This is a genomic window from Streptomyces sp. NPDC046349, assembly GCF_055587885.1.
Genome location: NZ_JBVJFK010000006.1, coordinates 437,986 through 450,775, shown reverse-complemented (window position 1 = coordinate 450,775; position 12,790 = coordinate 437,986). Strand labels below are relative to the sequence as shown.

Sequence of the window (12,790 nt, the reverse complement as noted above, 5' to 3'; positions counted from 1 at the left end):
AGGGAGCGGGCAGCGGTCCGGCGCGCTCGATCGCAAGGCGGAGGGGGAGGCGACGCGGGGCGCCGGCCACCGGCGGCAACGCGGCGAGCGGGCGTGCCGGAGCACGCGAGCCGGGCATGATCCGGAGGAAGGACCCTGCGGGTCAGCTCTTCTCGAAGCGGAAGCCGACGCCGCGGACGGTGGCGATGTAGCGGGGGTTGGCTGCGTCGTCGCCCAGCTTCTTGCGCAGCCAGGAGATGTGCATGTCGAGGGTCTTGGTGGAGGACCACCAGGTGGTGTCCCAGACCTCGCGCATGAGCTGGTCGCGGGTGACGACCCGGCCGGCGTCGCGCACCAGGACGCGCAGCAGGTCGAACTCCTTGGCCGTGAGCTGGAGCTCCTCCTCGCCCATCCAGGCGCGGTGCGACTCGACGTCGATGCGCACGCCGTGGGTGGCGGGGGGCTGGGGGGTCTCGGCGGCGCCGCGCCGGAGCAGGGCCCGGACCCGTGCCAGGAGCTCGGCCAGGCGGAAGGGCTTGGTCACGTAGTCGTCGGCGCCCGCGTCCAGGCCGACGACCGTGTCGACCTCGTCGGCCCGGGCGGTGAGGACCAGGATCGGAAAGCCGTGGCCCTCGGCGCGCAGCCGGCGGGCGACTTCGAGTCCGTCCATGCCCGGCAGTCCCAGATCGAGGACGACGAGGTCGACGCCACCCTGGAGTCCCGCGTCCAGGGCGGTGGGGCCGTCTTCGCGGACCTCGACCTCGTACCCCTCCCGGCGCAGGGCACGGGCCAGGGGCTCCGAGATGGATGCGTCGTCCTCGGCGAGCAGTACACGCGTCATGTGGGTGATGGTAGTCCGCGGCGACTGAATCGAGAGGCCTGCTTGCAGACCCCTTCCGATCTGGCGTTATGGACCGCCGAGCGCCTTCGAATATGGTCGAACGGTTCCCGACTCGCCTTGTGATCCATCTCTCAAGTCCTTTCATATGCCGCAGTGTCGTGTCGTATGGTGGCGAGACGCCTGATGCAATACCTCAGGGACCTTTGTGCCGAAAATCAGCGCAAAGGTCTCTATTTCTGTCCTGAACCGGACGGGCAGCCTTATCGAGGACTGACCCGGCCGGCCTTGACGACAGTGGATGACCTGTTGGCCGGGCCCCTCGCGTGATGGTGCGCGGGTGGGCGTGGATCCCGGTTGCGGATTCCCTTCACCCCTGCTCGACGGGGGCGAGACCCCGAGGCGTGGGGTGGGACTCCGTCCGCCGGTGTCGGCCACCCCCCACCGGGCGCGGATGAGCTCACGAAGCCGAAGCGTCCCGAGCAAGCAAGGATCGACCATGGCTTCCAGCCTGACGACGGCCTCACCGAGCCCCGCTCACGAGAAGACCGTCCTCGGCCACCCGATCGGCCTGGCCACGCTGTTCATGACCGAGATGTGGGAGCGCTTCTCCTACTACGGCATGCGTGCGCTTCTCGTTCTGTACTTGGTCTCCGGCGGCGTCGACGCCGCGACCGGCAGCCAGGGCGGCGGCCTCGGCTTCACCGCGGCGACGGCCACGGCGATCTACTCCGTGTACGTGGCCATGGTCTATCTGATGGCCATGCCCGGCGGCTGGTTCGGTGACCGTGTCTGGGGCGCCCGCAAGACGGTCGCCATCGCCAGCTTCGTGATCATGGCGGGCCACGTGGCGCTCGCCGTCCCCGGCCAGCTCGCGTTCTTCGTCGGCCTGCTGCTCGTCGCGGTGGGCTCCGGTCTGCTGAAGGCCAACATCTCCACGATGGTCGGCCACCTCTACAAGGACGCGGACGACCCGCGCCGTGACAGCGGCTTCACGATCTTCTACATCGGCATCAACGTGGGTGCCCTCCTCGCCCCGGTCGGCATCGGCATGGTCGGCGAGCTCGTGAACTGGCACCTCGGCTTCGCGCTCGCCGCCGTCGGCATGGGCATCGGTCTGGCCGTCTTCCTGCTGGCCGGCCGCACCCTGAGCCCGAAGAGCAGCGTCGTCCCGAACCCGCTGAGCCCGGCCGAGCGCAAGGCCGTGATCACCAAGGCCCTCGCCGTCCTCGCCGCCGTCGCCGTCTTCTACGGCGCCGTCGTCGCGGCGGACATGTTCACCATCAAGTGGGCGCTGTACCCGATCACCATCGCCGGTCTGATCATCCCGGTCGCCGTCCTCACCCGCATCAAGCGGGACAAGGACCTCACCCCCGGTGAGCAGACCCGGATGAGCGCCTACATCTGGTTCTTCGTGGCCGCCGCGGTCTTCTGGATGATCTACGACCAGGGCGGTTCGACCCTCTCGCTGTTCGGTGACAAGAACTCCGAGCGCAACCTGTTCGGCTGGGAGGTCCCGACCACGATCTTCCAGTCGCTGAACCCGCTCTTCGTGGTGGCCCTGGCCCCGGTCTTCGCCGCCGCGTGGGTGGCGCTGGCCCGCCGCAACCGCGAGCCCAGCACGATCGTGAAGTTCTCGGCGGCCCTGGTCATCGTCGGTGCCTCGTTCTTCGTCTTCGCCATCCCGCTGAGCCAGACCGCCGGCAACGACACCAAGGTCACCATGTGGTGGCTGGTGCTCATCTTCCTGATGCACACGCTCGCGGAGCTGTGCCTCTCCCCGGTCGGCCTGTCGGTGACCACGAAGATGGCCCCGCAGAAGTACGGCTCCCAGATGATGGGCGTCTGGTTCCTGGCCGTCACCGCCGGCGACTGCATCACCGGTCTGCTCGGCCTGGCCGAGGTCCAGCTCAACGGTGTCGGCGTGATCCTCTTCCAGGCGTTCGCCGCCGTGCTCGCCGGTGTCGCGATCTTCATGTACCGCAAGAAGGTCAACGCGCTGATGGGCGGCATGAACTGACTCGTTCCGCTCCGGCGGAGGGACGGCCCGGCACACCGGAAGGTGTGCCGGGCCGCTGCCGTGTCAGCGGGTGCCGCGCAGGCGGCGCCACGGGGTGAAGGTGAACACCGCGCCGCCGAGCAGGATCACCGTGCCGGCGACGAGGGCGAGGGCCTTGATGCCGCCCTCGTCCTCCGCGCCGGTCTCGGCGAGGCCGCCCGAGGTGGTGCTGCCGGTGGCGCTGGTGGAGGAGCCGGAGCCGCCCGGCTGGGCGGTGGTGTCCAGTTCCAGCGAGACGCCGCTGCTCGTCGCCTTGCAGGGGACGTTGATCGGCGTGGAGCCGGGGGCCATCGTCACGTCGATCGTCAGCTGGTCCGGGCTGAGCGTCACCTTGCCGGACGTGCCGGGCTTGTAGGTGCCGGTCATGTCGCTGAGGCTGACCGGCGCCTTGTCCGGGATCGGCTCGGCGTTGGCCGGTCCGGAGACCTTGACCGTGCCGCTGTCCGCCCCGCCGAGCTTCACGTCCATCGAGGGCTTGAGGGCCCCGGCGGGCAGGGCCATGGGCGCCGCCATCGCGCCCTTGGCGGTCTTGACGGTGAGGTCGTAGCTGCCGCCGTTCTTCCTGGCGTTGATCGTGACCGGGGTCCTGATGCCGCCCGGGACGACCGCTCCGCAGTCGAAGGCCACCTCGACCGCCTTGCCCGGGAAGTCGGTCCGGCCTCCTCCGCCGCCGCTGCCGCCGGACGTGGTGGAGCCGCCCGACGTCGTGCCGCCGGTCGTGGTGCCGCCGGTCGTGGTGCCGCCGGTCGTGGTGCCGCCGGTGGTCGTGCCGCCCGACGTCGTGCCGCCGGAGCCGCCCGACACGTCGATGGTGGCCCCGCCCTTGACCTCGCCGACCGGCGCGCACTTGGTGACGAAGGTGCCGAAGGAGAAGGTGACGGCGACGTCGTACTTACCCGGGGTCAGGGTGATCTTGCCTGCCTTGGTGAGCTTCAGCTTGCCCTTCATCGTGGACATCTGCATGGGGGCCTTCTTGGGGATCGGCGGGTTCTTCTTCTCCCCGACGACCTTCAGCTCCCCGCCACCGCCGCCGACGGTGATCCAGCCGGTGGGCTGGACGGAGTCCTGCGGGATGTCCATCAGATCCGTGTTGTTGGAAGCCGGCTTGACCGTCTCCCAGGCCACGTCGACCTCGTCGCCGACCTTGGCCGCGGCCGGCGCGGTGATCCGGGCGGTGGTCTCGCCCTCCACGGGGGAGCCGCCGCCGGCCGGCGGCACGCACCTGACCTTGAACGTGGCCTCGGCGGCCTGGGCGGTTGGAGCCGTGATGGCGAGGCCCGCGCCGCCGAGCAGCAGCGCGACCAGGGCCGCGCTCACCCTCCGTCGGTTCTTCACGATGGTCCCTTCGTCGTCGAACGGTTCTCAGACGGTGCGGACGTCTGTGGTGCTGTCTCCGGCGCGCTGTCCGGGGTGAACCACGGCAGGACCGCCGTGGTGGTCGCGGGAGGCTCGGCCGGCCGCTCGGTACGGGCCGGTGCGGCCGGGCGCGAGGCCGGGAGCCGGGGCAGCCGGGGCAGCCGGGCGGTGACGGCCGGCGCGGCGTCGGCGGGCCGTACGCCCCGGTGTCGCCCGGCGCCGTGCCCGGTGCGCGGCCGGACCTTGTCGACGACAGCCATGCCGACGCGGAAGAGGGCGGCGGGGATCACCACGAGGAGCAGGCCCCGGAAGAGCAGGACCCCGTACGGGCGGGCCACGCCCCACGGCTGGGCGGCCACGACCGTCTCGCCGTACTTGAGGGAGATCGTGTGGTCGCCGTGGGCGCCCGCTCGGAGGGTGACGTCGAGCGCGACCTCCGCCTTTCCGCCGGGCGGGATGGTCCCCTTCCATCGGGCCTCCTCCCACAGCGGGGCGAACACGCCGTGGGCGGTGCCGAGCTGGAAGACGGGGTCCTTGACGGGGGCCGTGCCGAGGTTGCCGACGGTGACCTTGAACTTCCGGGCGGGCGGGGCGCCGAACCAGGTCAGGACCCCGTCCTCGCCCTCCAGCCGGACCCCGGTGAGCAGCGCGAGGCGGCCCGTGCCGGATTCGGCGGGCAGCTCGGCCACCGGATGATCGGTGATCTTCAGGGGGACGGCGACGGTGGCCCGGTCCCCGTTGACGGAGGTGACGTTGACGATGCAGGGGCAGGGCTTCGGCGGCGCCGCGACCGGCAGGCGGGCCGCGAAGCGCCCGTCCTCGGCGACGGAGACGGCTGCCCCGTCGGCGTTGGCGCAGCTGTTGGTGCCGCCGATCATGTTCTGCCCGCAGACGAGCAGCATCACCAGGGTCTTGGCGCGCCAGCCGGTGCCCGTGACGGTGATCTCGGTGCCCTTGGCCGCCTCCTGGAGGGAGAGCGCAGCGGTGGGTGTGCCGTCGTCCGCGGCGGACGGGGCCGCGGGGAGGACTGCGAGGGCGCACGCCGCCAGTCCCGCCAGGAGGGACCGGGCGGTGCCGCCGACCTTGCCGCCGACCTTGGCGCTCACCTGGAGGCTCCCGTCAGTTCGTGTTCCGGTGCAGGGGTCGTCGCCGGTCCGCTGCCGGCCCCGCCGTCCGCCGGTCCCCGTCGCAGGCGCCGGCGGCGCACGAGGACCAGCGCGGCGAGCGCGGTCCCGCCCGACCCGAGCAGGCCGAGGACGGTCCAGCCGGCGGCCCGCCACGGCACCAACCAGGCGGAGGCGGACGCGGCGGCCTCGGCGCCGCCGGGAGCTGTCGCGGTGACGGTCACGCGGACCCGGTCGAGGACCGGGGCTCCGGGCCAGGGCTCGGTCAGCTCGACCCGACGGCCGGGGAGCAGTTCGACCGGCACTGCCCGTGGGCCGCGGCCCGGAACCTCCCCGAAGGCGCCCTCGGCACGGATGTCCAGCTCGGGGGCGAGGGTGACGTTGCCCCGGTTGACCAGGGTGTAGGCGACCACGGCGGCCGCGCCCCGGCCCCGGACGGCGACGTCCTCGACGGTGAGGGCGGCCAGCGTGGGGCCGCTGACGCGCAGGTGGACCCGTACGCCGACCTCCCGGCCGGCTTCGGTGGCGATCACGGCCGCGGGATGGTCGCCGGGCGGTGACGCGGGCGGCACGGTGACGGTGAAGGGGACCACCGCACGGGTGCGGGGCGGGATCTTCACGGTGGCTCCGGCGCCGAAGCCGAACCAGGAGCCGGCGCCGCCCGCGCCGGGGGCGGGAGCGGCCGGGCGCACGGCGGAGGTGCCGTCGGCGTGGGCGTCGGCCCCGCGCAGGGTGACGGTGCGTTCCCGGTCGGTGGTGTTGGTCAGGGCCAGGCGGTCCTCCAGCACGGCGGCGGGGGCGCCCTCCAGGTAGAAGTACGGGCGGGCGCCGCCGGGCCGGGCCGCGGCCGTTCCGGTGGCGGGCTCCGCGGTCCAGCCCGGTTCGTCGGCGGCCGCATGGGCGGTGGGGACCGTGTACGGCGCGGCCGCCGCGAGCAGGGCCAGGAGGAGGCGGACGGTCCGCCTGGGGGTGTGGAGCACGGGCATGGCCGGGGTTGCTCCGTTCAGGACCGGGCCCGTCGGCCGCGCCGGGTCAGCCAGAGCACGCCGGCCGCGCCGGTGAGCATCACGGTGCCGCCGAGGGTGCCGAGGGCGAGGGCGGAGTCGGCGGGGCCGGTCTGCGGGAGGGTGTCGGGCGGCGGGTCGCCGTCGTCACCGCCGCCGGCCCCGCCTGCCCCGCCCGGGGCGGTGACGTCCAGCTCCAGGGAGGGCCCGGGGTTGTTGCCGGGGGTGCAGGTGGTCGTGGTGCCCATCGCCTTGATGGTGAGCACGCCCGCGGTGAAGGTGACCTTGCCGCTCTTCTTGGGCGTGTAGGCACCCGACAGGTCGGTGATCCTGATGGGGGTGTCGGGCGGGACGGCCTCGGGGTTGGACGGGCCGGAGACCGCCACGGTCGCCTTCTCGGCTCCGCCGACGACGATGACGGCGCTGGGGCTCATGGCCCCCTTGCCGAGCTCGATGGGGCTGGACGAGACCCCCTTCTGGAACGACATCGTCAGCTTGTAGCCGTCGCCCTCCTTGACGGCCTTGATGTCGATGGGCGACACCGCCGACTTGTCCCCGATGGGGGTCTTGCAGTCGTAGGCCACGTCGACGACGGCGGCGTGGGCTGTCGGGGCGGTGAGCAGCACCGCCGATCCGGCCAGCGCGGAGGCCAGCGCGAGCGCGGTGGAGCGTTTGCGGTCGGACACCTTCGTCTTCCCCTCGGGCCACGAACACCTGACGACACATCAGATCGGTGGCTCAAGGTACGCCCGGGGCCTTACGGAGGGAAGACAAAGGACAGGCCCGATCGACCGTTCGTCAGTGGGCGCGGACGCCCCTCTGCCACACCGCGGAAACGAGCGGTACGCCCGGCCGGTAGGCCAGGTGGACATGGCTGGGGGCGTCCAGCAGGGCCAGGTCGGCGCGGGCTCCCGGGGTCAGGACGCCGATGTCCGCACGGCGCAGGGCGCGGGCGCCGCCGGCGGTGGCCGCCCAGAGGGCCTCGTCGGGGGTCATCCGCATGTCCCGGACGGCGAGCGCGATGCAGAACGGCATGGAGCTCGTGTAGGAGGAGCCGGGGTTGCAGTCCGTGGACAGCGCGACGGTCGCGCCCGCGTCGATCAGGCGGCGGGCGTCCGGCCACTGGGCCCGGGTGGAGAACTCCGCGCCGGGCAGCAGGGTGGCGACCGTGGTGTCCGCCGCCTGGGCCAGGGCGTCGATGTCGGCGTCGGTGAGGTGGGTGCAGTGGTCGGCGGAGGCGGCCTCCAGCTCCACGGCGAGCTGCACGCCGGGGCCGTGGGAGAGCTGGTTGGCGTGGACGCGCGGGATCAGCCCGGCGGCGGCGCCGGCGGTGAGGATCGCGCGGGCCTGGTCGCCGTCGAAGGCGCCCTTCTCGCAGAAGACGTCGACCCAGCGGGCGTACGGGGCGCAGGCCGCGAGCATCTCGCCGGTGACGAGGTCGACGTAGCCGGCGGGGTCCTCGGCGTAGTCGGGGGAGACGATGTGCGCGCCGAGGTAGGTGACCTCTTCGGTGTGCGCGGCGGCGATGCGCAGGGCGCGGGCCTCGTCGGCGACGGTGAGGCCGTAGCCGGACTTGGTCTCGAAGGTGGTGGTGCCCTGGCGGCGGGCCTCGTCGAGGTGGCGGACGAGGTTCGCCTCCAGCTGTGCGTCTGAGGCGGCGCGGGTGGCGGCGACAGTGGTGCGGATGCCGCCGGCGGAGTAGGCGCGGCCGGACATCCGGGCGTTGAACTCCTGGGTGCGGTCGCCCGCGAAGACGAGGTGGGAGTGCGAGTCGACGAAGCCGGGGATGACGGCCCGGCCCTGCGCGTCGAAGCTCCCCTCCGCGGCCGGGGCCTTGGCGGCGGGGCCGACCCACACGACCTGGTCGTCGTCGATGACGACGGCGGCGTTCTCGATCAGCCCGAGGGGGCTGCCGTCGCCGACGGACGGGTCGTTGGTGACGAGGCTGCCGATGTTGGTGATGGCCGTGGTGGTCACTGGGTTCCTCTCAGGGCTTGCTCGTCCCCAGCCCGTCCCTTCCCGAACCGGGATCCGCCCGGACCCGGTCCTCGGACGCCGGACGGACTGAGGATCCAGCGTCGCCGGCGGTCGGGGTGCGGGTCCGGGCGGAGCCCCGGGGGACGACGGAAGGGCGGGACGGGGGCGGGCGACGTCAGGCGCGGAGGGCCGCGATCGCTTCGGACAGGGCGGACGGGACGTTCTCGACCAGGGTGTGGTGGCCGTCGCGGACGATGTGGCGGCCGCCGACCACCGTGTGGCGGATGTCGGCGGACGTCGCGGCGAAGACGGCCGTCTCGGCGCCGAGCCGCGGCAGCGGACCGGCCGTGCGGACGGAGTCCAGGGCGAGCGTGGTGAAGTCCGCGAGCGCACCCGCCTCCAGGCGGCCCGCGTCGGGCAGCCCCAGGGCCGCGTGCCCGTCGCCGGTGGCCGCGGTGAGCAGCGCGTTGGCCGTCCAGTGGCCCCGCGTACGGCTGCGCAGGCGCTCGTTCAGCTCCATCGCGCGGGCCTCTTCGAGCAGGTCGATGACCGCGTGGCTGTCGCTGCCCAGGGAGAGCGGGCTGCCCGCCCGCCGGAGCCGGGTGGCCGGGCCGATGCCGTCGGCGAGGTCGCGTTCGGTGGTGGGGCACATGCAGGTGCCGGTGCCGGTTGCCCCGAGCAGGGCGATGTCCGCGTCCGTGAGGTGCGTGTTGTGGACGCCGGTGGTGCGCGGGCCGAGCACCCCGTGGTCGGCCAGCAGCTGGCTCGGGGTGCGGCCGTGGGCGGCCTGGCAGGCGTCGTTCTCGGCGGTCTGCTCGGACAGGTGGACGTGCAGCGGCACCCGGCGCTCCTCGGCCCAGTCGGCCACGGTGGCCAGCTGGTCCGCGGGCACGGCCCGCACCGAGTGGACGGCCGCCCCGATCAGGGCGTGCCCGCGGGGCTTCAGGGCGCTGACGCGTTCGGCCCAGGCGTCCGCGGTGCCGTCGGAGAAGCGCTGCTGGTGGGCGTTCGGCGCCTCACCGAACCCGGAGGAGAGGTAGGCGGTGTCGAGGAGGGTGATGCGGATGCCGGCCGCGGCGGCCGCCTCGATCAGGGCCTCGCCCATGGCGTTGGGCTCGGCGTACGGGGTTCCGCCGGGCGCGTGGTGGACGTAGTGGAACTCCCCGACGTTGGTGATGCCGGCCAGCGCCATCTCGGCGTACACGGCGCGGGCGAGGGCGAAGTAGCTGTCGGGAGTGAGGTTCTGGGCGACCTCGTACATGAGCTCGCGCCAGGTCCAGAAGGTGCCGGAACCGATCTGGACGACGCCGCGCAGGGCCCGGTGGAAGGCGTGGCTGTGCGCGTTGGCGAGGCCCGGGACCGTCAGGCCCCGCAGCGGCTCCGCGCCGGGCGGCGGCGTCTCGACGCCGGTGCGCAGGACGGCGATGCGTCCTTCGGAGTCGGCCTCCAGGGCGACGCCCGGCTCGACGTGGGTGCCGAGCCAGGCGTGCTCCAGCCAGTACGTCGTCAGCGACATGCCAGGCCTTCCAGTACGTCGGCGAGGGCGAGGACGCCGGCGACGCAGTCGTCCTCGGCGGCGAACTCCCGCGGGGAGTGGGAGACGCCGGTCGGGTTGCGTACGAACAGCATCGCGGTCGGGACGGCGGCGGAGAGGATTCCGGCGTCGTGTCCCGCCCCCGTGCCGAGGACGGGGACGGACCCGCCCAGGATCCGGTTCATCTCGTCGCGCAGGGCGTGCTCGAACTCGACGACCGGGGTGAAGGACTCCCGGACGATCCCGAGGTCGATGCCGTCCTGCTCGGCGCGCTCGCGGGCGGCCTTCTCGATGGCGGTGACGACGGTGTCGAGGGTGGCCTGGTCGGCGGCGCGCGAGTCGAGCCAGCCGCGCACGAGCGACGGGATGGCGTTGACCCCGTTGGGCTCGACGGAGATCTTCCCGAAGGTGGCGACGGCCCCGGCGAGGGCCGCTTCGCTGCGGGCGGCCAGCACGGTCGCCGCGTACGTCAGCATCGGGTCGCGCCGGTCCACCAGGCGGGTGGTGCCGGCGTGGTTGGCCTCACCGCGGAAGTCGAACCGCCAGCGGCCGTGCGGCCAGATCGCCGAGGCGATGCCGACCCGGTCCCCGGACAGGTCCAGGGCGCGGCCCTGTTCGACGTGCAGCTCGACGAAGGCGCCGATGCGGTCGAGCCGTTCGGGGTCGGCCCCGATGGCCTCGGGGTCGTATCCGGCGGCCTCCATGGCCTGCGGCAGGCTGACGCCGTCGGCGTCGCGCAGCTCGTGGGCCTTCTCCTTCGTCAGCTGGCCGGCGGTGAGCCGGGAGCCGACGCAGGCGAGCCCGAAGCGGGCGCCCTCCTCGTCACCGAAGTTGGTGATGGCCAGCGGCCTGGAGAACTCCGCGCCCCTCCTGCGGAGTTCGTCCAGGGCCGCGAAGGACGACACCACGCCGAGGGGGCCGTCGAAGGCCCCGCCGTCGGGGACGGAGTCCAGGTGCGAGCCGGTGACCACGGCGTCCCCGGCGAGGGGGTCGCCGAGCCAGGCCCACTGGTTGCCGTTGCGGTCGGTCTCGTACGTGAGCCCGCGCGCCTCGGCCTGCTCCTGGAACCAGGTCCGGCAGTCGGCGTCCGCCCCGCTCCAGGCATAGCGGCGGTAGCCGCCGGTGTCGGCGTTGCGTCCGACGGGCGCGAGCTCGGCCCACATCTGGTGGAAGGTCACGCCGAGTCGCCCTCGCGCATCGGGACGCGGACGCCGCGCTCGTCGGCGACCGTCTCGGCGATGTCGTAGCCGGCGTCGACGTGGCGGATGACGCCCATCCCCGGGTCGTTGGTGAGCACGCGGCGGATCTTCTCGCCGGCCAGCGCGGTGCCGTCGGCGACGGTGACCTGGCCCGCGTGGATGGAGCGGCCCATGCCGACGCCGCCGCCGTGGTGGATGGAGACCCAGGAGGCGCCGGAGGCGACGTTGACCATGGCGTTGAGCAGCGGCCAGTCGGCGATGGCGTCGGATCCGTCGAGCATGGCCTCGGTCTCGCGGTACGGGGAGGCCACCGAGCCGCAGTCGAGGTGGTCGCGGCCGATCGCCAGGGGCGCGGCCAGGGTGCCGTCGGCCACCATCTCGTTGAAGCGCTCGCCGGCCTTGTCGCGCTCGCCGTAGCCGAGCCAGCAGATGCGCGCGGGCAGGCCCTGGAAGTGGACGCGCTCGCCGGCCATCTTGATCCAGCGGTGCAGGGACTCGTTCTCCGGGAAGAGTTCGAGCATCGCCTTGTCGGTCTTGTGGATGTCGGAGGCCTCGCCGGACAGGGCGGCCCAGCGGAAGGGGCCCTTGCCCTCGCAGAAGAGCGGGCGGATGTAGGCCGGGACGAAGCCGGGGAAGGCGAAGGCGCGGTCGTAGCCGGCCAGCTGGGCCTCGCCGCGGATGGAGTTGCCGTAGTCGAAGACCTCGGCGCCGGCGTCCATGAAGCCGACCATGGCCTCGACGTGCCTGGCCATGGACTCGCGGGCCCGGGTGGTGAAGCCGGCCGGGTCCTTGGCCGCGGAGGAGGCCATGTCGTCGAAGTCGACGCCGACGGGCAGGTACGCGAGCGGGTCGTGGGCCGAGGTCTGGTCGGTCACGATGTCGATCGGGGCGCCCTCGGCGAGCATCTGCGGGAGCAGCTCGGCGGCGTTGCCGAGGAGGCCGATGGAGAGCGGCCTGCGGGCGTCGCGGGCCTCGACTGCCAGCTGGAGGGCGTGGCGCAGGTTGTCGGCCTTGACGTCCAGGTAGCGGTGCTCGATGCGGCGGTCGATGGCGCGCGGGTCGACGTCGATGCAGATCGCGACGCCGTCGTTCATCGTGACGGCCAGGGGCTGGGCGCCGCCCATGCCGCCGAGGCCGGCGGTGAGGGTGATCGTGCCGGCCAGGGTGCCGCCGAACTTCTTCGCGGCGACGGCGGCGAAGGTCTCGTAGGTGCCCTGGAGGATGCCCTGCGTGCCGATGTAGATCCACGAGCCGGCGGTCATCTGGCCGTACATGGTCAGGCCGAGGTGCTCCAGGCGGCGGAACTCCTCCCAGTTGGCCCAGTCGCCGACCAGGTTGGAGTTGGCGAGCAGGACGCGCGGCGCCCACTCGTGGGTCTGCATCACGCCGACGGGGCGGCCGGACTGGACGAGCATCGTCTCGTCCTGCTTGAGGGTCTGCAGGGTGCGGACCATGGCGTCGTACGAGCGCCAGTCGCGCGCGGCCTTGCCGGTGCCGCCGTAGACGACGAGCTTGTCGGGGTGCTCGGCGACCTCGGGGTCGAGGTTGTTCTGGAGCATCCGCAGGGCGGCCTCCTGCTGCCATCCCAGGGCGCTGAGCTCGGTGCCGCGCGCGGCGCGTACGGGGCGGGGTCCTGACATGGCGGGGTGCCTCCTCCGATGTTGTTAATTCCATTCACATACTCGCGCTCTGAATAGATTCAGTCAACAGCTGCGGGCGG

General features: G+C 72.9%; 10 protein-coding genes. 1 reads left to right on the top strand and 9 read right to left on the bottom strand.

The features are described from left to right. Positions 1–142: 142 nt before the first annotated feature. Complete coding sequence (locus ACZ6JS_RS17330) at positions 143–820, bottom strand: response regulator transcription factor (protein ID WP_030846586.1); 678 nt, start codon at positions 818–820, stop codon at positions 143–145. Between the two features lie 496 nt (positions 821–1,316). On the opposite strand from ACZ6JS_RS17330, the gene ACZ6JS_RS17325 reads away from it, so the two are divergent. Further along, a complete protein-coding gene (locus ACZ6JS_RS17325) occupies positions 1,317–2,837 on the top strand; it encodes a peptide MFS transporter (RefSeq protein WP_469298718.1) in 1,521 nt (506 codons plus the stop codon). Between the two features lie 63 nt (positions 2,838–2,900). Here ACZ6JS_RS17325 and ACZ6JS_RS17320 read toward each other — a convergent pair whose 3' ends face one another. The 8 genes from ACZ6JS_RS17320 to hutU form a co-directional block, all read right to left on the bottom strand. Continuing rightward, complete coding sequence (locus tag ACZ6JS_RS17320; protein ID WP_469298716.1) at positions 2,901–4,211, bottom strand: hypothetical protein; 1,311 nt, start codon at positions 4,209–4,211, stop codon at positions 2,901–2,903. Beyond that, positions 4,208–5,338 (bottom strand): hypothetical protein, encoded by a 1,131-nt coding sequence (locus ACZ6JS_RS17315; RefSeq protein WP_469298715.1) that lies wholly within the window; start codon positions 5,336–5,338, stop codon positions 4,208–4,210. Before ACZ6JS_RS17315 ends, ACZ6JS_RS17320 begins: the two co-directional genes overlap by 4 nt. Further along, positions 5,335–6,342 (bottom strand): hypothetical protein, encoded by a 1,008-nt coding sequence (locus tag ACZ6JS_RS17310; RefSeq protein ID WP_469298713.1) that lies wholly within the window; start codon positions 6,340–6,342, stop codon positions 5,335–5,337. The genes ACZ6JS_RS17315 and ACZ6JS_RS17310 overlap by 4 nt, the downstream gene beginning before the upstream one ends. Before the next feature lie 17 nt (positions 6,343–6,359). Beyond that, on the bottom strand, positions 6,360–7,046 hold the full coding sequence (locus ACZ6JS_RS17305; RefSeq protein WP_469298712.1) for an LPXTG cell wall anchor domain-containing protein: 687 nt from the start codon (positions 7,044–7,046) through the stop codon (positions 6,360–6,362). Positions 7,047–7,158: 112 nt separating this feature from the next. Further along, positions 7,159–8,337 carry an imidazolonepropionase gene (gene hutI, locus ACZ6JS_RS17300; RefSeq protein WP_469298710.1) on the bottom strand — a complete coding sequence of 393 codons (1,179 nt, stop codon included), beginning with the start codon at positions 8,335–8,337 and terminating at the stop codon, positions 7,159–7,161. 175 nt (positions 8,338–8,512) lie between these two features. Further along, positions 8,513–9,853 (bottom strand): formimidoylglutamate deiminase, encoded by a 1,341-nt coding sequence (locus tag ACZ6JS_RS17295; RefSeq protein ID WP_469298708.1) that lies wholly within the window; start codon positions 9,851–9,853, stop codon positions 8,513–8,515. Next, on the bottom strand, positions 9,844–11,034 hold the full coding sequence (locus ACZ6JS_RS17290) for an allantoate amidohydrolase (RefSeq protein WP_469298803.1): 1,191 nt from the start codon (positions 11,032–11,034) through the stop codon (positions 9,844–9,846). The genes ACZ6JS_RS17295 and ACZ6JS_RS17290 overlap by 10 nt, the downstream gene beginning before the upstream one ends. A gap of 11 nt (positions 11,035–11,045) precedes the next feature. Continuing rightward, the gene (gene hutU / locus ACZ6JS_RS17285) at positions 11,046–12,710 is read right to left on the bottom strand and encodes a urocanate hydratase (RefSeq protein WP_469298706.1); all 1,665 of its coding nucleotides are present in this window, start codon (positions 12,708–12,710) and stop codon (positions 11,046–11,048) included. Positions 12,711–12,790: the final 80 nt, after the last annotated feature.